The sequence below is a fragment of the Aliivibrio sifiae genome, assembly GCF_002954705.1.
GTDB lineage: Bacteria > Pseudomonadota > Gammaproteobacteria > Enterobacterales > Vibrionaceae > Aliivibrio > Aliivibrio sifiae_A.
In genome coordinates this window covers 629,570-647,791 of record NZ_MSCO01000002.1, presented here as the reverse complement: position 1 = coordinate 647,791, position 18,222 = coordinate 629,570, and the positions used below count along the sequence as shown (strand labels likewise).

The 18,222-nt window shown below is 36.8% G+C and carries 20 protein-coding genes; 8 read left to right on the top strand and 12 right to left on the bottom strand.

Annotation, left to right across the window (positions count from 1 at the left end; translation table 11 throughout):
- Window positions 1-33: 33 nt before the first annotated feature.
- Together BTO22_RS13960 and BTO22_RS13955 are read right to left on the bottom strand one after the other, a co-directional pair.
- Window positions 34-540, bottom strand: a complete 507-nt coding sequence (locus BTO22_RS13960; protein ID WP_105056011.1) for a hypothetical protein — start codon at window positions 538-540, stop codon at window positions 34-36.
- A 6-nt stretch (window positions 541-546) separates the two neighbouring features.
- Window positions 547-1,059: a nicotinate-nicotinamide nucleotide adenylyltransferase gene (locus BTO22_RS13955; protein ID WP_105056010.1), complete on the bottom strand. Its 513-nt coding sequence runs from the start codon at window positions 1,057-1,059 to the stop codon at window positions 547-549.
- A 156-nt stretch (window positions 1,060-1,215) separates the two neighbouring features.
- Here BTO22_RS13955 and nadE point away from each other — a divergent pair, with 156 nt between their 5' ends.
- Window positions 1,216-2,046, top strand: a complete 831-nt coding sequence (gene nadE, locus BTO22_RS13950) for an ammonia-dependent NAD(+) synthetase (protein ID WP_105056009.1) — start codon at window positions 1,216-1,218, stop codon at window positions 2,044-2,046.
- Here nadE and BTO22_RS13945 read toward each other — a convergent pair.
- Entirely contained in the window at window positions 2,043-2,327 is a 285-nt protein-coding gene (locus tag BTO22_RS13945; protein ID WP_105056008.1) for a GIY-YIG nuclease family protein, read from the bottom strand. The two genes, nadE and BTO22_RS13945, sit on opposite strands and share 4 nt — an antisense overlap.
- A gap of 5 nt (window positions 2,328-2,332) precedes the next feature.
- Window positions 2,333-2,995: a YceH family protein gene (locus BTO22_RS13940; protein WP_105056007.1), complete on the bottom strand. Its 663-nt coding sequence runs from the start codon at window positions 2,993-2,995 to the stop codon at window positions 2,333-2,335.
- A 155-nt stretch (window positions 2,996-3,150) separates the two neighbouring features.
- On the opposite strand from BTO22_RS13940, the gene BTO22_RS13935 reads away from it, so the two are divergent.
- Both BTO22_RS13935 and BTO22_RS13930 read left to right on the top strand, forming a co-directional pair.
- Entirely contained in the window at window positions 3,151-3,558 is a 408-nt protein-coding gene (locus tag BTO22_RS13935) for a bactofilin family protein (RefSeq protein WP_105056006.1), read from the top strand.
- Window positions 3,559-3,669: 111 nt separating this feature from the next.
- Entirely contained in the window at window positions 3,670-3,978 is a 309-nt protein-coding gene (locus tag BTO22_RS13930) for a DUF496 family protein (protein WP_060993732.1), read from the top strand.
- A gap of 41 nt (window positions 3,979-4,019) precedes the next feature.
- Here BTO22_RS13930 and BTO22_RS13925 read toward each other — a convergent pair whose 3' ends face one another.
- From BTO22_RS13925 to BTO22_RS13910, 4 genes are all read right to left on the bottom strand, one after another.
- Window positions 4,020-4,460: a PAS domain-containing protein gene (locus BTO22_RS13925; RefSeq protein WP_105056005.1), complete on the bottom strand. Its 441-nt coding sequence runs from the start codon at window positions 4,458-4,460 to the stop codon at window positions 4,020-4,022.
- Window positions 4,460-5,464, bottom strand: a complete 1,005-nt coding sequence (locus tag BTO22_RS13920) for a response regulator (protein WP_105056004.1) — start codon at window positions 5,462-5,464, stop codon at window positions 4,460-4,462. The genes BTO22_RS13925 and BTO22_RS13920 overlap by 1 nt, the downstream gene beginning before the upstream one ends.
- 132 nt (window positions 5,465-5,596) lie before the next feature.
- Window positions 5,597-5,962: an NADH:ubiquinone oxidoreductase gene (locus BTO22_RS13915; RefSeq protein WP_105056003.1), complete on the bottom strand. Its 366-nt coding sequence runs from the start codon at window positions 5,960-5,962 to the stop codon at window positions 5,597-5,599.
- A 526-nt stretch (window positions 5,963-6,488) separates the two neighbouring features.
- Entirely contained in the window at window positions 6,489-7,040 is a 552-nt protein-coding gene (locus BTO22_RS13910; protein ID WP_105056002.1) for a DUF3332 domain-containing protein, read from the bottom strand.
- A gap of 313 nt (window positions 7,041-7,353) precedes the next feature.
- Between BTO22_RS13910 and BTO22_RS13905 the strand changes: the two genes are divergently transcribed.
- The 3 genes from BTO22_RS13905 to BTO22_RS13895 all read left to right on the top strand — a co-directional run bounded on the left by BTO22_RS13905 (window position 7,354) and on the right by BTO22_RS13895 (window position 11,747).
- Complete coding sequence (locus BTO22_RS13905; RefSeq protein WP_105056001.1) at window positions 7,354-8,592, top strand: L-lactate MFS transporter; 1,239 nt, start codon at window positions 7,354-7,356, stop codon at window positions 8,590-8,592.
- Window positions 8,593-8,701: 109 nt separating this feature from the next.
- Complete coding sequence (locus tag BTO22_RS13900; protein WP_105056000.1) at window positions 8,702-11,059, top strand: fatty acid cis/trans isomerase; 2,358 nt, start codon at window positions 8,702-8,704, stop codon at window positions 11,057-11,059.
- Between the two features lie 67 nt (window positions 11,060-11,126).
- Window positions 11,127-11,747 (top strand): hypothetical protein, encoded by a 621-nt coding sequence (locus BTO22_RS13895; RefSeq protein ID WP_258132596.1) that lies wholly within the window; start codon window positions 11,127-11,129, stop codon window positions 11,745-11,747.
- Window positions 11,748-11,765: 18 nt separating this feature from the next.
- On the opposite strand, the gene BTO22_RS13890 is transcribed toward BTO22_RS13895, so the two are convergent.
- From BTO22_RS13890 to BTO22_RS13880, 3 genes are all read right to left on the bottom strand, one after another.
- Window positions 11,766-12,143, bottom strand: coding sequence for a hypothetical protein (locus BTO22_RS13890; RefSeq protein ID WP_060993724.1), 378 nt, complete (start codon window positions 12,141-12,143; stop codon window positions 11,766-11,768).
- A gap of 188 nt (window positions 12,144-12,331) precedes the next feature.
- Window positions 12,332-13,747: an FAD-dependent oxidoreductase gene (locus BTO22_RS13885; RefSeq protein WP_105055999.1), complete on the bottom strand. Its 1,416-nt coding sequence runs from the start codon at window positions 13,745-13,747 to the stop codon at window positions 12,332-12,334.
- 183 nt (window positions 13,748-13,930) lie between these two features.
- Window positions 13,931-14,164 carry a hypothetical protein gene (locus BTO22_RS13880; RefSeq protein ID WP_105055998.1) on the bottom strand — a complete coding sequence of 78 codons (234 nt, stop codon included), beginning with the start codon at window positions 14,162-14,164 and terminating at the stop codon, window positions 13,931-13,933.
- Window positions 14,165-14,331: 167 nt separating this feature from the next.
- Here BTO22_RS13880 and BTO22_RS13875 point away from each other — a divergent pair, with 167 nt between their 5' ends.
- A complete protein-coding gene (locus tag BTO22_RS13875; protein WP_105055997.1) occupies window positions 14,332-15,978 on the top strand; it encodes an ABC-ATPase domain-containing protein in 1,647 nt (548 codons plus the stop codon).
- Window positions 15,979-16,245: 267 nt separating this feature from the next.
- On the top strand, window positions 16,246-17,613 hold the full coding sequence (locus BTO22_RS13870) for a YjiH family protein (RefSeq protein WP_181044656.1): 1,368 nt from the start codon (window positions 16,246-16,248) through the stop codon (window positions 17,611-17,613).
- Between the two features lie 189 nt (window positions 17,614-17,802).
- On the opposite strand, the gene BTO22_RS13865 is transcribed toward BTO22_RS13870, so the two are convergent.
- Complete coding sequence (locus BTO22_RS13865) at window positions 17,803-18,051, bottom strand: DUF3297 family protein (protein ID WP_105055996.1); 249 nt, start codon at window positions 18,049-18,051, stop codon at window positions 17,803-17,805.
- Between the last annotated feature and the right edge of the window lie 171 nt (window positions 18,052-18,222).

Here is an 18,222-nt window from a genome sequence, read left to right as displayed (position 1 = left end):
AACCGAAGTAAGTTATTCACGAACAATACTGTATTACTGGAATGGAATCTCAAATTGCATAAATACTTGATCATCTGCACTATCATGCCAGCGATAATCAATACGGAAACGAGGCGTTTTACCTTCATCTTCCCCGCCAAATGCTAAGCTTAATTGCAAACCATAGCTTTCTAGCCATTCTCCGTAAGATTTAAATTCTTCAATTTTTTTATCGTAATACTCTTCTGGTTGCCAAACCGCAAACCCTACTGCACTATCACTCAAATACCCTGTTAATAATGGGTCATCACCAGTGCTGTAAGCCCATTTATCCCAGTAACTTTCTTCAAAAAGATCATCTTCAATTTTCTGAGTCATGTCTGTTAATTGAGTAATGAACTGATTAACCTCAAATAAGGGTATTAAACAATTTGAATTACTTGAATAAATTTGACGAGAATAGCTGTCATAACTTTCTTGAAAACAAGTCGCTTTATCCTCTGCACTCGCATGCAGTGGTATAGCAATCATCAAACTTAATAAGCTGACTTGTCTTTTCATAAATAACTACTCGTATAAGCGGTGCGCAGAAATATATTTTTCTACACCCTTTGTTGTTAAGTGAGTAATTGACTCACCGTGTTGTATTGCTGTTCTAATATCTGTACTTCTTACTGGTAATGTTTCAGGGCAAGCCATCACGCTCCAGCGTTGCACAATTTCATCTGATTTATAAAACTTACCGAATTGCAGTAAGTTATCTGGTCCGATGATAAAAGTAATATCGGCATCATGCTGCAATTCTTGAAGCTTATTTAGTAAAGAAAACGTAGTCACACTTTGGTCTGGAATGTAGATCTCTTTTTCAAGAATTGATAACTCTACATTACTCATATTCAGCTCATCAACAAAAACAGAGGTCATTTCAACTCGCGTTTCATAAGACAGCATCGTTTTACCCCAAGCATGTGAAATACTCGGTACTAATAATACTTTATCAAAATGGCTTAATCGCTCGATTACGCTTTTATGCCCAAGGGATGGAGGATTAAAAGCACTACCAAATACAGCTATCTTCATTAATGCATCTCTTTACTATCGATATTATTAATTAGCATAAGTGAAAATTTTGTCGATGACCATCCCATAACGCTATTAAACTGTCATTAATTGGTTAAATTCAGTATGATTATTCCAATTAAGTGTGAACTGTCTCAATAGAGTAAAGGAATGAGAATGCAGCAGCAGATTGTTGAAGAAATGAAAGTAAAAGTATCAATTGACTCGACTCAAGAAATACAGCAACGTGTCGATTTTATTAAATCTAAGCTTATTCAATCTCATTGTAAATCGTTGATCCTTGGGATCAGTGGTGGTGTTGACTCAACCACGTGTGGCCGTTTAGCGCAAATTGCTGTGAATGAGTTAAATGAAGAATCTCAATCATCAAGCTATCAATTTATCGCCGTTCGTTTGCCTTATGGAATACAGCAAGATGAAGATGAAGCTCAACTTGCTCTTTCTTTTATCAAACCAAGCCATTCTATTAGTATCAATATAAAAGACGGTGTTGATGGTTTACATACTGCAAATCATATTGGACTTGAATTAAGCGGTTTATTACCTACAGATAAATCTAAAGTCGACTTTGTAAAAGGCAATGTAAAAGCAAGAGCACGTATGATCGCACAATATGAAGTCGCTGGTTATGTTGGTGGATTAGTATTAGGTACCGACCACTCTGCTGAAAACATTACAGGCTTTTATACTAAGTTTGGTGATGGTGCGTGTGATTTAGCCCCTTTATTTGGCTTAAATAAACGTCAAGTTAGAGAAGTTGCCGCAGCACTGGGCGCGCCGGAACAATTAGTAAAAAAAGTACCAACAGCAGATTTAGAAGAATTAGCGCCACAAAAAGCAGATGAAGATGCACTAAGTGTCACTTATGATCAAATTGATGACTTTTTGGAAGGCAAAAAAATTGATGCCGAGGCAGAGGCAAGATTAATTAGAATCTATCAACTGTCTCAGCATAAGCGTCTACCTATTCCAACGATTTACGATTAGTCGCTAAGAACAGGAAGACTTCCACTTTTATTGACCAATGCTTCTTTTGAGGCTTTGGTCATTTTTTTTATACGGTATTCATATCGTAGCGCGAGTGATTTTGAATCGACTTGATACGACCACTCTAGCGTTAAAGGTCCTTTACCTCTTAAATATTTCGCCCCTTTCCCTGTTTGGTGCATTAGAAAGCGACGAGATAAGTCATTAGTAATACCGCAATATAGAGTATCCAGTCGAGTTCGAACTAAATAGATACTCCACTCTGTATTTGTTTTAGTCACTTTAACTAAGCTAAAACATCGTTGATTAATTGCTTTAGTTCTGCGACCTCAGCTCGTAGTGCAGTCACTTCTTGTTCTAGCTCATCGAGTCTTTGTCCATTGTCATTATTGACTTGCTCTGAATGAGTGTGAGTATGATTTACAGCAACACTGTCTTCTATTTCGCCACAGAACAAATGGCTGTATCTTGCTTCTCGTTTTCCTGGCTCTTTCTCAAGTTTCACGACTTTTGGTGATACTTCTTCTGAACACAATCTATTTAATACACTTTCCACTTGAGCAACGTTGTCAAAATCACACAGACGTTGAGTTCGAGTGCGTAGCTCGCCCGGAGTTTGAGGACCTCGCAAAAATAATACGCACAAAATAGCTATTTCTTGTTTTGATAGTTGAAGACTGCCAAATTCAGTATTACAAAAACGGTGCTGATATTTAGCTACTCTTGCATTACCACGAGTTTCATCAGTCACAAGTCGATCATTTATTAGTAAATTAACTGCATCAAGGACCTCTGAATCCGTCATAGATGTTACCGGGTCACGGTTACTCTTTTGATTACATGCCGTCGTTAATGCATTAAGTGTTAATGGATATTGCTCTGGTGTTGTGATCTCTTTTTCAATTAGACAGCCAATAACACGAATTTCTGCTTGGTTTATAATTCTCATTCTTTACTTCCTTCTACTTTAATCGATTATGCATACGATAAAAAGTGTGAGCTCTGTTACCAAATACTACTGTTAACTCTGTAATTAGTAGCTATCCCCTGTTCTATTCATGATAGTATTCTTTCGTTAGTTTAATATCAATTGGAGAAACACTCATGGGCCTTTTTAGTAGTCGATCTACCTCTGCCTCTTTATCCATTATCGCTAAAGGTTGTCGTACTATTGGCAATATCGAATCAGAGCAAAGCATTCAAGTTGATGGTCTCATTCAAGGAAATATCATTACAGATGCAGAAGTAATAATTACTCCGACAGGTCGAGTGCAAGGTGATATCAAAGCAAGATTAGTATTAATCAATGGGCTAGTTGAAGGTACGTGTCAGGGGGGAGAAGTAAATATCCAACCTAAAGGAAAATTTAAAGGCACAATGCAAACTCAGCAGTTAACGATTGAAAAAGGTGGATTGCTTATCGGTGAAAACCGTGAGATTGTTGATGTTGAAAAAGTAACAAAACTTTCTCCAAACAATCAAGAAAATGAACAAAAAAGTAAAGCCAGTTAATAAATGGCTTAATTCAATTTTTTTAGCACTGTATTGATCTTGTTATTGTTTTCATTACTGCATTTATGATTTAATCAAGATAGTAGCTATTAAATATTATAGGAAATTAAAATGAACAACGTTTTTGAAATTATCAACCAAGCTCGTCGTAAAAATAAACTAAAACGTGAATTACAAGACAACCAAAAGAAAATTCGTGATAACCAAAAGCGTGTAACATTGCTAGAAAACATGCTTGATTATATTCACCCTACTATGTCTACTGACGAAATCATTGCTGTTGTACAAAACATGAAAGCTGATTACGAAGACCGTGTAGATGACCACATCATTAAAAGCGCTGAAATTTCAAAATCTCGTCGTGACATTAGCCGTAAGATCCGCGATCTTACAGAAGCTGATAAAAAAGCAAATAAATAATACTGAAGATATAAAAATGGAGGCTTATTAGCCTCCATTTTTTATTGATTCATTTTTTCAGCTAACGCTTCAGAAGTCACATCTTCTACAGCAAGAAACATCGATTTTATTTCCCCTGTTGTACTTCTCATTGGATTTAGCGTGACGTTTTGGTACATGAACTCACTTTGTTGAGTAATCGGCCTTACATTACGACAACGAAATAGATAAGGTCTTTGTCGCCAAATAACGAAACTACGTGCACCTAATTCAAAAACAGGTTTCGATTTCGCTTTAAACCAATCTTCATTGATTTCAGGGAATACATCAAACAATGATGTCCCCATAACATCGTGCGCTTGTTTAGCACTGTGATGAGTCATAAACCCATTCCAAAGATGAATATTAAATTCTTTATCTACTACAATTAAGCCAACATCAACATTTTGCACCATGTCGACCATCCAATGAAATTGCTCAAACTCAGCAGGAATACCATTCATTATTCATCATCCAATAAGTAAGCAAGTTTGTTATCTAAGATAGGCAAAGATTCATCAACTATCATCAGTAACATGTCGCATTTAATGTTAGTTCCATCGATATTGTAACTAACTTCAAATGCCATAATTCGATTAAATGAGCCTTTTGTTGATTCAACTACGCTATCAACGGAAATATGCTGGCCAAGTAATACAGGGGCACTTTGAAAAAAACGAACTTCTGCTTGCTCGCCTATCCCTTTTAGGAATGCACCAACTAAGATGTTAGAAACATCCATTAATAACTCTAATTCTAAACTTGTATCACCTGATTCTGGGTAATCCATTAGTTTAAGAAGATCACTCACACTTGAATCACTTAACAACACTAACGCTTCGCCAGCGATACCTTCACCACTGAAACCTTGACATACACCCGACATGTCTTCATTACTGGCTAAATGACGTAATGTCATTTGTAATTCACTCATTTCAAATAAATTAACGTTGGGTAAAGGCATGTGAACAAACACATCGAAGTGACGAGCTAAAGAATCTGCTGCGCGACCAATTGCAACGTTCGCCACTTCTAAATATATATCTCTACGGCGTAATTGAATCGGCATTGCAGCTTGTGACGAATACATTAACTGACGTTCAGGATTGATTCCGATTGAAGTTAATGTTGATATTAGTGTCGCTTTATCTACTGGTTTTTTTATAAAGGCTTTTGCCCCAAGCTCAGAAACTCGTAATTGTGCTTTTGGCTGAATATCACCTGAGACGACAACAACTTGAGTGTTAAGCTTACGAATATTGATTTGCTCTAACGTACCATAACCATCAAGCTCTGGCATCGTTAAGTCAAGAAGCAAAAGATCGAACGCATCTGCTTCAAGTTTGGCAATTGCATCCCAACCATGGTGAGCAAACTCTATTTTAGCTCCCCATGATGAAGGTATAACTCGCGCAAGCTGTTTGCGTGCTAATGCTGAGTCATCACAAATTAAGATGGAAATGGCCATCTGGGAACCCTTATGAAATAAAACTATCAATACTATAGCAAGAAATTTAATTCATAGATACGGCATAGCATAATACAAAAATGAAAAAAAGGAGCTAAAGCTCCTCTTTTCATTTGAATTTTTTGGTTTAATTTAAGCTATCTCTTGACGCTTTTTAAGTAATGGTGCTGATATTTTTGCATCTTTAATTCTAAACCAAAGATAAGTTGCGACAATAGAGAAGAACAAATAAGACACTGAAAAAATAAACGGTGACGTAATTAAATCCGCCTCCATACTAACAATAACACCAGTAATTGTTACTGCGATCTTAGCAAATAAACCTAGCATAAGAAGCAGTAATGCCATTTGTGGGTATCGTGTCGTTCTAAACGCAAACCAATGACAACACCCAACAGCTAAAGACGCAATACTTAAGCCTAAAATAAAAGAATGAAAATGCTCGGCAGCAGCAACGCCACCTAATGTTGACACTAAGAAGATAAAGAATAATTTCATAATACACCTCGAAGATTAATTAGAGCATCCTTTCAATTTTGAAATCTTTGTTTACGCTATATTCTATCGCTTTTCTTTTTAAATTCAACTATATGGAAAAATATTACATGTGAAATATATGTTACCAAAAAGTCATTTTATGCCATTAAAAAATAATAAGCTCTATGTTAAATATAAATGTCTTAAAATTGGCACGCAAAGTGTAAATTTTCTGTTAAATACACTTAATTTTCGGTAAAAAATAATTTAAAAAAAATGTATTTTTTATGAGCGGATACAAAAAAAGCACTCAAAAATGAGTAATGCCGATCAGTTAGTCACTTTATTGAGTAATTATGCACTATTTATTCAATGTCTAATAGATATGGCAAAGTACCCGTTAAGAGAGTGAAAGATAGATACAACAAGGGCTCCAGAATGATTGTAATAAATTCGTCTGAAGCCCTTGTTTTTATTGATGTTCGCTTAACTGACTGGCATTACTCAAAAATGAGTGCTTTTTACTAGTAAAGAAAAGTTTAGGAAATTAAGCTTGAGAAGCTGCTACGTAATTTTCTAATTCTTCAACTTGTACTGTTGTGATGTAGTTACCATCTAAATAGAAAGCAACGCTATCATCCGTCTTCTCGCCACGTAAAACTTGTTGTGTGCCATCAAGTAACGCAACGTGCATTTCTAATGTGTTTTCGTCGATTTGCTTAACCGATGTACTTTTTACATTGTTGTTCACTTGAAGTGGAACAACTGGAGCTTTAGTCATCGACGAATCAATTTTGTCATTTACTTTAAATACCGCGCCGCCAACATCTGTATCAACAACTGCAGGACCTTTGCCAGTAATGATGTTTTTGCCTGTCCAGAATTCAATTGAGTTAAAGATGAAAAGGTCAGCAAATGCTGCAACACCGTATACAGGTGCTAATAGGATGTATAAACCTTCACGAGCATAACGGTTGTCTACTGCCTTAAGGTTACCAAAAGCAACAAGTTTAGAAACACCCATTTGACCCATACAGCCTGTTAATGTTGTTACGCCTAGTGCCACTGCTACTGCTATTTTAATCTTTTTAATGTTCATATTTTTCTCATATTTATAGTAATGTTTTTACGCGGCGGATATTAGCAAGCAAATGATAATAAAAAAAGTCTTAAGATCAGAAATTTACAGAACCATGACAATAAAATGCCACCGATCGTCAACTTGATGACACAGTCAAATTTGCAATATTAGATTGAAAAAATGTGGTGCAATTTTCATACAAACTATTCCAATACCTATGAAGTACTGATAAACTCCGCGCAGATTTACGTGACGAACGTCATATTTCTAAGAAAGAACCATAAAAAACATACATTTACTTGTAATAAACTTTCAACTCACTGAGATTGCGATGAAAAATATCGATAAAGCAATGCGTATCCTGCTAGCAGGCTTCTGTATTAACCTATGTTTGGGAATTCTTTACGCATGGAGCGTATTCAACAAAGCTCTTGTTACTGATATGGGTTGGACCGCTTCACAAGCGTCTCAACCTTATGCGACTGCAACAATCACTTTTTCTATCTGTCTTTTAGTTGCAGGTATTCTTCAAGATCGCATGGGTCCACGTTTAATTCTTATCTTCGGTACAATTTTAGTTGGCCTAGGTATGATCGCATCAAGCTTTGCTGACACTGTATTTATGTTGAACTTAACATTTGGTGTAATGACTGGTGCTGGTATTGGTTTTGGTTACGCATGCCTTGCTCCTTCTGCTATGAAGTGGTTTCACCCTTCGAAGAAAGGTATGGTTAACGGTTTAATCGCTGCAGGTTTTGGTCTTGCTGCTATTTACTTAGCACCTGTAACCTCTGCACTTATTTCAATGTACGGCATCCAAACTAGCTTTTTAGTTCTTGGTATAGCAATCCTTATTATTGCGGTTCCACTAGCGACAACAATTAATAATCCACCTGAAGGCTACCAACCTGAAGAACCAAAAGTAAAAGCAGGAAAAGCGCCTGTTGCTACACGTAAACCAATGGATTTAAACTGGAAAGCAATGCTTAAAACGCCTCAATTTTATTCTCTATGGATTATGTATGCATTTGCTGCTTCAGCTGGTCTTATGATCATTGGTAACATCACAACGATCGCAAGCATGCAAGCTAACCTTCCAAATGCAGTTTACTTAGCGTCTCTTCTTGCTGTGTTCAATTCAGGCGGTCGTGTTGCTGCAGGTATGCTTTCAGATAAAATTGGTGGTGTTAAAACACTACTTATCGCATTTGTTCTACAAGGTGCAAATATGGCGTTATTCAGCATGTATGATAGTGAAATAATGCTTATCGTTGGTACTGCTGTTGCAGCTGTTGGTTACGGTACACTTCTTGCTGTATTCCCGTCACTAACTGCTGAATTCTACGGCCTGAAAAACTACGGTACAAACTATGGTGTTCTTTATACATCATGGGGGATCGGTGGTGCTATCGGTGCTGCTGTTGTTGGTTATTCAATGACTCAAGGCGGTGATTATGCACTTGCTTACACTATCTCTGCTGTAATGGTTGGTGTTGCTATTGTTTTAGCACTCGTTACAAAACCAATTTCTGAAGAAAAAGCACAACAGCTAAGTCCTGCTACTGCTTAATGAATTCTTAATAAAATCAAGCCCGTTTACCAGTAGGTAAGCGGGCTTTTTGTTTTTTTCCTTATTTATTATTACAATAACACTATCTCTTTATTTCATGGATGTGCTTATGCTTTCTAAACGCTCATTAATTATTTTCTTTGTCGTTATATTCTCGGGTTGTGCAACCTACGCAAGTTATAATTATGATCAATTATTCGGTGAACAAAATGTTCAACAAAGAATGCATGAATATAATTCTCCTGAAAGCCTAAATTATTTAGCTGACATTAAACCTCTTATTGATAAACGTTGTGTAGTTTGTCATGCCTGCTATGACGCACCTTGCCAATTGAAAATGTCTTCTGCTGAGGGAGTAGATCGCGGTGCTCACAAATCACCTATATACCAAGGCACACGGTTAGTTGCAGCTAACCCTACGCGTCTATTTGAAGATGCTCAGATAACTCAAGAATGGCGTGATATTGGATTTACTTCTATTTTAAATGAACGTGAGCAAACTGAAATCGCAAATACTGACGCCAGTGTTATGGCTCGCATGTTAACTCTAAAACAAAATAATCCGTTAGAAAATGAAGTCCAATTAAGCGGTTATGATTTCTCTATCGATCGTGAGCAACAGTGTCCAACCATTGAGGAAATGGCAGATTATGAATTTCAGTACCCAAACTGGGGAATGCCTTATGGAATGCCAGAGCTAAGTAATCCAGAACACGACTTACTTATGTTATGGCTTAAACAAGGCGCAAAAATGAGTAATATAGCCCCTTTAACGGAAGATGAAATTACAAAAATCACACGTTGGGAAACTTTCTTTAATGGCGATTCATTAAAGCAACAACTGACAAGTCGTTATCTATTTGAGCATTTATTTTTAAATAACCTGTATTTTTCAACAGACCCTACTACGCTACGTTTTTTTAAGTTGGTACGCTCTGCAACTCCACCAGGAGAGCCTATCTCTCTTATTGCAACTCGTCGACCTTACGATAACCCGAAAGTTGAACGAGTTTATTATCGTATAACGGCAGTTCGTAGTACTACTGTTGATAAAACACATATGCCCTATTTACTTGACCAATCTCGATTTGAGAAATGGCAACAATGGTTTATCGACTCTAGTTACACCGTAACTAAACTTCCTAGTTATTCTACTGATATTGCAGCAAATCCACTAACCACATTTGTAGATTTACCGGTGAATTCTCGTTACCACTATTTACTAGATGAAGCACAAGATACTATTCAAGGATTCATTAAGGGCCCTGTTTGTCGCGGACAGTTAGCTTTAAATGTCATTAACGATCACTTTTGGGTATTCTTTGTTGATCCTGAAAAAGCGGATAACCCCGGAGTCGAAAAATTTTATAAAGAACAAAAAAATAACTTAACGCTTCCTGCTGAATTAGACAGTACAACGGTTCCTATCACTAGTTGGATTCAATATTCACGTAATCAAGCACGTTATTTGGAAGCGAAAAATACTTATTTAAACCAAGTATTCAATAATGGACAACACTTAACACCAGAGCTTGTTTGGAGAGGTGGTCAAAATAATGATAATGCTGCATTAACTATTTATCGCCATTTTGATAGTGCTTCTGTTATTAAGGGGTTAAACGGCCCTACACCAAAAACCGCGTGGATCATTGATTATGCTTTATTAGAACGCATTCATTACTTGTTAGTCGCAGGATTTGATGTTTATGGAAATTTTGGCCACCAGTTAATGACACGTATGTATATGGACTTCTTACGAATGGAGGGGGAAAGTAATTTCTTAACCTTATTACCAAAAGAGATCCGTCAAGAAGAGTGGCAAAGTTGGTATCAAAACCCACCACCACAACTAAGTAAATATATGCAGCGTGATGTTCAACCTTTTGACCAGCCAACAAAGATTCAATATGTGACGGACAATCCTAAAGCTGAACTGTTCTCTTTACTGCGTAAACATATTGGTACTAACACATCAAAACGTTACAACGTAGCAAACTCAAACTTAGAGAGTATTTCACAACACACGTTACAGAAAATAAATAAGATTAAAGGCAATGGCTTACAGCATTTACCGCAAATCATAACAATAAAGATTATTGCTAATTCGGATGAACGCAGTGAATTTTTTACTTTATTAAATACCAGTGCTCATAAAAACATCTCCTCATTATTTAATGAAGAAAAAAATCGAGATCCTAAGCTTGACCACTTCTCTATTTTATATGGTGTCGTTGGTAGTTACCCTACCGCCTTTCTAGAATTGAAAGAATCTCAATTAATTCGCTTTGTTAGCGAACTTAGTCGCATTAGTACTGAGGAGGATTATGTTAAACTTCTCGATAACTTTGCAATTAGACGCAGCTCAGATAAATTTTGGGCTTACAGTGATGAACTAATCCTGTGGTATAAAAAGCATTACCCGATAGAAGCGGGACTGCTAGATTACAATCGCTTTGAAAATCGCTAATTCTTATTGTTGATCATTGAAAAGCAAGTGAATTCAGGCACACTTGTTTTTTTAAAAGGAATTTTTCTTGATAGAGTCTCTATTTATACATTCTCTTGATGCGTTCAGTGATGATTACAAAGCACTGTGTAAACATCATTACCCAGCAATCCATAACAGGGGAATGCCACCTGCTCATTTAAGCTCTGCGTTTCATCGTCGACTAACCTCTTTAGCTACGAAGGAAGGAAAACAGGTTAATTGTTCGCTTTTTTTACATGATATTGATCATCACCTTTATATCTACACGCTATTAATCGACACTAAAAAAGTATGGTGTGTTTATCCCTTATTCCTAAATGCAAAAACGGAAGCTAAAACACAAATATTGCTTGCGATTAACAAACTGCTTAACGATAGCCATCTGAAAAAAGAAGACTACGTAGCGATATTATGTGACCACTGGTTTGATAGAACTCGCAGCAGTAAAACACTATATCATTGGTGGAGCGGTCACTTGCCACTAGCTAATGAGCCTTATGCTGAGCAAGGGATTCAAAATTTATCTTCAGAAGAGAATTTTGCAAACATACTTGGGGAGAAGTTTAAGCTAGCATGCCTTAATCACTCTATATATCACCCATTAGAGTCGAACCAACAGCATGCCTTACTTAAGTACTTTCTTTGCTTTGCTTTATTTCAATATTAAACAAACCTAATATTACTATTATCCCAAAGGTTCTTTCTCTGATTCCTTGACAATATGCTCTAAATTAATGACCCCTTTACAGCCTAAATTTTCTATTTGGGTTTTATGTAACTGAGTACTCAAATAAAACCCATATTGATAATGCGTTTCTCCTTGCTCTGTTTTACATTCTTTTCGGTAAACAATGTCGCCAATCATACTTGGAAAAGAGCGTATTCTTAATTCACAACTCCCTTCTTGTAATTTTCGTTCACTAGTAAATCCAAAGCCTTTTTTTGAAACATCCATCAATTTCACACTGACAAATGGCATTAAACGATGAGCCCAAAATATTTTCGCATTAACCGATTTTTTACATTCAAATCTAGGCCAACGGCGTTTCAGTAAAAATTCCACATATCATCCTGAAGAAGTCGCTATGCCCCTATTTTCAACAAAAAAGGCGGATAATTCAATAAAATTATCCGCCTTTTTACACCGTATGCCATAATATATTTTGGTTCAGTCAGTAATTAACCAAATCTATACATACCTTAAGTGTAAATAAAATAATTCATTATACGCTCTTGTCACATCCTTTTTATTTAATAGACTTGAGCTAATTCTATTGGATACCCTCTTTCTGTCGCTAGCCTTTCAGCTTCTTTTTCAATATCCAGTAACTTAAACTCAGGAATGATAGATACCTTATTAGTCAGTTTAATCACTCGCTTAATCTCTTTAGCACATTCAATTGCTGAAGAAGCTTTAACTATCTCCGCTCTGAAATACCCATCTTCCGTATAAGAGATATTTGCAGCTCGTAATGTGACATCACCACCGGGGATCTGCTGTGCACCATATAAAGGCTTACCAGCTGGCGTTGCTTCAATAAAGTCTGGCATAAATTGCGAAAGGTGGTTAATCGCCCTTTGGGTTCTCTCTGTTTGAAGTAATACATCCCAACCCGTAGTCAGCTTTTTATTGAATGCTTCTGGTAGCTTAGGTTGTGCTGACAGCTCACAAGATCCAGATAAACCATCTTTAAATAAAGTGATTTCTTCCGTCATACCATGCAGTTGAAAATAACCATTTGGATATGGGGTAAACTGCGCCATACCTTGTGGTGTTCCACGCTCACCATGGAAAATAATTTCAGGCCATTTACCAAATTGTAGTTTATCCCATTGAGCCACATAAGCGGCTTTAAATTCAACGAGTCTCTTCCTATGCTTTTTGGCTAAATCATCAATAATTCCTGTTTTAAAACCTGCGCTATTAATGACATAATCAAATTCACAAGCGTATTGTTGCTCTGAGTATAAATAGCTGAGTTTCCATACTGACTGCTCTTTTTTATTTTCAGTTCTTGAAAGCTTGTTTACACTTGAAGAGAAATGTAAAGTGAGATTATCTAGATTCGATAACGTCAGTTGCGCGGTTGCAGCCATACGGAATACACTTAAACCATACTCTTGCACTAGTGCTATTGGGTATTTTAATTCATTTAAATCGACTTGATTTGCAAATGCAATTAACCAATCATCAAGAGATTCAGGGGTTGGCGTCGGTGTACGTTGTGCAATTTTCTCTAAATCCTCTTTATTGTATGTTTTAAAGTACTCTTCAGACGGCCCAAACACTTCATTAGCGCCATTTTGTTGGATTAAATGTTCATAGGTTTGTTGTAATAACTTCAATCTTGGCAGTAATTCTTCAGGTTGCCCCGGATCATTTTTAGGGACAGCAATAACGGTAGGACGAATGTTGACGGTATGAGGAAAATAACGAACAGTTTCGATAGACTCTGTTAATAAAGCAATGCATTGTTCATCGGAGATCTCTCTGTATAGATTACCTCCAGCATGAAGGTGGCAAATAGGTGGGCCGTTGACCAAACTAGTGCCCTGCTCGAACACCTCAATATCAACGTCATATTGTGATAAATACATAGCAATACTAGAGCCAGCAATACCACCACCAATTATAGCTATTTTCTTACGTGGGTACGTTTTATCCATCTTATTTTTATCTATCCAAGGCTATTTTCTTATTGACTTAGCTATTTTACTTCGCGTCACAAAAAAATAATAGGATATAGTAAAAAAAAGCTTGCCTCACGCTTTATAGCCTTAACATTCAATGCGTTAACCTTTTATTCAAATAGTTACCCACAGAAATTGTGGATAACTGTGAGTAACTATCTATCCCCAAAAGGTTAAATTTAGAATTCGAACCACAACACCAAGAAAGAACGAACTAACCCCAATGCGATACCATTTATGCTCTTGGATTGATAACTCTATTCGCTTAACAAATAAGATACACGCACCACTCCAATCAGAGGTTCTTCTTCCATATTGAGTAATAGCAAACAATAGACTGATAATCCCTATCCCGATTAAGAGGTTTTCCAAAATAGTTACAATAACATTCACAGCAGTACTCCTTTACGTATTATTAGCACTACTATGACTTGAAAGTCGTAAATATGTAAATTAGCCAATAGTCTTAGAGTTATTTTCCACATCAAGAGGAAAGATGTTCTTATTATGACTGTGTTTTTGTTATACTCCTCGCAACTTTATTTGATAATGTGAATGTAATGGAACAGCTTGAAGCCAAACTAAAAAAATTAGAAAAAAGAAATTACCGTAGCTACACCTCTATTAAAGGTGAGTACGATTTTACCGACTTCACTTTGTATATTGATAACGTTCAATCTGACCCATACGCTCCGCCTTCTCGTCTTCGAGCGAAACGCGCTTGGTCTCTAACTCATCTTCAGTGGCTACAAGAGACCTCTCTTGATTATCAACGTGCTGCTCGTGATTTCCTAGCTCGTCATTTTAGTGCGCTACTTGAAAAAGACGCAACGCTCTCTATTGCATTATCAGGACAAACTGTTTTAGACCATACTTCAGTTATTTTTGATGAAGAAGGTATTGAACTTCGTTATAACATGAACCTACCGGCTGATGGTCGTGAGATCTTAGCGAAACGCGCGATTAATATTTTGACATTCCATATGCCAAAATACGTTCGTCGTACTTTATTAGCTCGTGAATTACCAATTGAAGAGCTAAAAGCGCACTGCCAAGTTATCGTTGATCAAGTTGCGCTGCGTCGTCAGTTAGCTGAGCATAATTTAGTGGCTTTCGTTGCAAATGGCAGTATTTTACCTCGTATTGCAGGTAATAATGATCGTCCAATGAAAGAAGCGATTGTATTTCAAAGCCCAGCGTCTCTTGAAGTTGAATTATCGACACCAAACCTCGGCCTAATTAAAGGTATGGGTATTCCTAAAGGGATCACGCTAATTGTTGGTGGTGGCTTCCATGGTAAATCAACGTTATTGAATGCGTTAGAGCGTTCTATTTACGATCACATCCCTGGTGATGGTCGTGAATATATCGTAACCGAAGAGTCAACAACTAAGATCCAAGCTGAAGATGGTCGCTGTGTTCACAGTTTAAATCTATCGAACTACATTAATCATCTACCAATGGATAAAGATACTACGTGCTTCTCAACTCAAGATGCATCTGGTTCTACATCACAAGCAGCTTGGCTTCAAGAATCATTAGAAGCGCAAGCAAAAACATTGTTGATTGATGAAGATACCTCAGCGACTAACTTCATGATCCGTGATGAACGTATGCAATCATTAGTAAATAATGGCGCTGAGCCTATTACACCATTAGTAGATCGCATTGGTCAACTGCGCGACGAGATGGGCGTGTCTACTATTCTTGTTATGGGAGGGTCTGGTGATTACCTTGATGTGGCAGACACCGTTATTCAAATGCACGACTATCAAGCAGTAGACGTTACTAAAAAAGCAAAAGAAGTTGTTGTTTCTCACCCAACTACACGTGTAAGAGAAGGTTCCGAGCATTTGCTTCCAACTCAAACTCGTCAACTAAACCGATCTTCTCTTCAGGCTATCCTGCAAGAAGGTAAATTCCGTATTCAAGCAAGAAACAAGAATACACTACGCTTTGGTCGTGAGTTAGTTGATATTACTGCAATGTCTCAGTTGCAATCATCTGCACAAGTTCACGCCATTGGTTGGATGTGGTTCCAATTATCTCAAACACCTGGCTGGGAATTAAATCCTGTTGAGTTTATTGCTCAACAACTTCACGATAATTGGCACGAATTAATGCCTAAACATGGTGACTTAGCTAAACCTCGCGTGATTGAAGTAATGGCAACTTTGAATAGAATGCGAATAGCTGACTTTAAGTAATTTTCTATTATTTTAAGCCTCCGATTACGGGGGCTTTTTTATATCTTATTCTTTATATTTAACATATAACAAACAATTTGGTTGCATTTAAGATAAGAAACACTAGTTAACACTGCATAAAAGTGAATAAATACTTTTTTTTAATGAATAGTATTCCACTTTCAAAAAAAACAGTGTAATCTTCATGTTACTGAATGAATACGGAAGTTTAGTGAATAATAATGCTAAGGATTAGCTTTTATTAACTAGTAGTAATTTGAGAGATTTATGCAAAATTCAAGTGAGATACCCCAAATGAGCAAGAAGAAGAATCTTCTAATGTTTCTTATCCCGTCATTAATAGGTTTATTCCTGTTTATGGCTCCAATCACGTATAACGGTGATATCACAATACCTGTTGCTGTATTGGCAAAATCGATTCAGGTATTATTTGGGGACTATTTAGTTACTATCGTTACAGGCATCGTGATGTTTATGTCTGTTATCACCATTCTAGCTAAAATCGTTAAACCTAGCATTATCACAAATAACGCCTTTTTATTTGGTTTACTAAACCCTACCCCTCTTTGGTTTGTGGTTCGCTTGATTGGTGGCGCAGCTGCTGCAATGGTTTTCTTTCAGGTTGGTCCTGAAGCAATTTGGGAGCCAAACACCGGTGGTTTAGTTCTTAATGATCTTTTACCTGTTCTTTTCTCTGTATTTATTTTTGCTGGCTTATTGCTTCCTTTACTACTTAATTTTGGTTTATTGGAATTGTTCGGTGCTCTTTTAAGTAAAGTTATGCGCCCTGTTTTCAATTTACCTGGTCGTTCTGCTATTGACTGTATGGCTTCTTGGTTAGGTGATGGCTCTGTTGGTATTCTTCTGACAAGTAAGCAATATGAAGAGAAATTTTACACTCAACGTGAAGCGGCTGTTGTTGGTACGACATTCTCTGCAGTATCAATTACTTTTAGCTTAGTTGTTATTGCTCAAGTTGAATTAGAAAGCTACTTCTTACCATTCTACCTGACGGTATGTTTAGCTGGTGTTGTTGCGGCAATCATCATTCCTCGCCTACCACCTCTTAGCCGTAAGAAAAACTTATTCATCGATGGTACTGAACGTGCCGCTGATGCTGAGGTTATCCCTCAAGGTTATACTACCTTCTCTTGGGGGCTTGAACAGGCAATGAATAAAGCATCTAAAGTAACATCTATTCGTAGTGTATTTAGTGAAGGTGTTAAAAATGCAGTAGATATGGTTTTTGGCGTATTACCTGTAGTAATGGCGCTTGGTACTATCGCTTTAGTTATTGCTGAATATACGTCTGTATTTTCTGTATTAGGCCAGCCTTTTATTCCTTTCTTGGAATTACTTGGGGTTCCTTATGCTGTAGAAGCATCTCAAACGATTGTTGTTGGTTTTGCTGATATGTTTATTCCATCAATCATTGCTGCTTCTATCGATAGTGAAATGACTCGTTTTGTTATTGCTGCAATGTCTGTAACTCAACTTATTTATATGTCTGAAGTAGGTGCGTTACTGCTTGGTAGTAAAATCCCTGTTAACATTTTTGAGTTATTCGCAATCTTCATTCTACGTACTCTTATTACGTTACCAGTTATTACTGGTATGGCGCACTTTATTTTCTAATCTGTTAATGGATATTAGTTAATATATCAAAGGCGGTCTCTAATGAGGCCGCTTTTTTTATGTTTATTACACTAGATGCCAATAAATAACAAAAAGCTATTTCAATAAAAAAGGCCTAAATTTCTTTAGGCCTTTAAGAGGGTTCATTTAACTGCACAATAATGCACTAGTTTCATTTACCGAATATTCTTATTTATAAAAAGCTTCAACCGTGCCTTTTAGTGTGATCATCAGAGGCTGACCACGACGATCTAGTGCTTTTGGTGAAGGAATTTTTACCCAACCTTCACTGATGCAGTATTCTTCAACATCTGTACGCTCTTTACCATTAAGACGAATACCAATGTGATGCTCAAAACATTCTGCTACATGATGCGGGCTACGAGGATTGCCAGAAAGGTGATCAGGTAAAGCTGGTTGCGATTTAATATCGTTCATGTTTGTTGCCTATGGAAAATAAAAAGTGCGCTATTGTAGACAATATAAGCCTAAGCCTCAAGAGATACTGATTCTATTATCATAAATGTTGAAGAGCTTCGCTTCTAATTAAAGTAACATCTTGATTTAAAATTGGTTTTATCGCAAATGAAAAATGGTTAATTATAACTA

Excerpts from the sequence above, each read along its gene's own strand:
- BTO22_RS13960 (WP_105056011.1), bottom strand. The coding sequence starts at position 540 with ATGAAAAGACAAGTCAGCTTATTAAGTTTGATGATTGCTATACCACTG.
- BTO22_RS13955 (WP_105056010.1), bottom strand. The coding sequence starts at position 1,059 with ATGAAGATAGCTGTATTTGGTAGTGCTTTTAATCCTCCATCCCTTGGG.
- nadE (WP_105056009.1), top strand. The coding sequence starts at position 1,216 with ATGCAGCAGCAGATTGTTGAAGAAATGAAAGTAAAAGTATCAATTGAC.
- BTO22_RS13940 (WP_105056007.1), bottom strand. The coding sequence starts at position 2,995 with ATGAGAATTATAAACCAAGCAGAAATTCGTGTTATTGGCTGTCTAATT.
- BTO22_RS13935 (WP_105056006.1), top strand. The coding sequence starts at position 3,151 with ATGGGCCTTTTTAGTAGTCGATCTACCTCTGCCTCTTTATCCATTATC.
- BTO22_RS13930 (WP_060993732.1), top strand. The coding sequence starts at position 3,670 with ATGAACAACGTTTTTGAAATTATCAACCAAGCTCGTCGTAAAAATAAA.
- BTO22_RS13925 (WP_105056005.1), bottom strand. The coding sequence starts at position 4,460 with ATGAATGGTATTCCTGCTGAGTTTGAGCAATTTCATTGGATGGTCGAC.
- BTO22_RS13920 (WP_105056004.1), bottom strand. The coding sequence starts at position 5,464 with ATGGCCATTTCCATCTTAATTTGTGATGACTCAGCATTAGCACGCAAA.
- BTO22_RS13915 (WP_105056003.1), bottom strand. The coding sequence starts at position 5,962 with ATGAAATTATTCTTTATCTTCTTAGTGTCAACATTAGGTGGCGTTGCT.
- BTO22_RS13910 (WP_105056002.1), bottom strand. The coding sequence starts at position 7,040 with ATGAACATTAAAAAGATTAAAATAGCAGTAGCAGTGGCACTAGGCGTA.
- BTO22_RS13905 (WP_105056001.1), top strand. The coding sequence starts at position 7,354 with ATGAAAAATATCGATAAAGCAATGCGTATCCTGCTAGCAGGCTTCTGT.
- BTO22_RS13900 (WP_105056000.1), top strand. The coding sequence starts at position 8,702 with ATGCTTTCTAAACGCTCATTAATTATTTTCTTTGTCGTTATATTCTCG.
- BTO22_RS13885 (WP_105055999.1), bottom strand. The coding sequence starts at position 13,747 with ATGGATAAAACGTACCCACGTAAGAAAATAGCTATAATTGGTGGTGGT.
- BTO22_RS13875 (WP_105055997.1), top strand. The coding sequence starts at position 14,332 with ATGGAACAGCTTGAAGCCAAACTAAAAAAATTAGAAAAAAGAAATTAC.
- BTO22_RS13870 (WP_181044656.1), top strand. The coding sequence starts at position 16,246 with ATGCAAAATTCAAGTGAGATACCCCAAATGAGCAAGAAGAAGAATCTT.
- BTO22_RS13865 (WP_105055996.1), bottom strand. The coding sequence starts at position 18,051 with ATGAACGATATTAAATCGCAACCAGCTTTACCTGATCACCTTTCTGGC.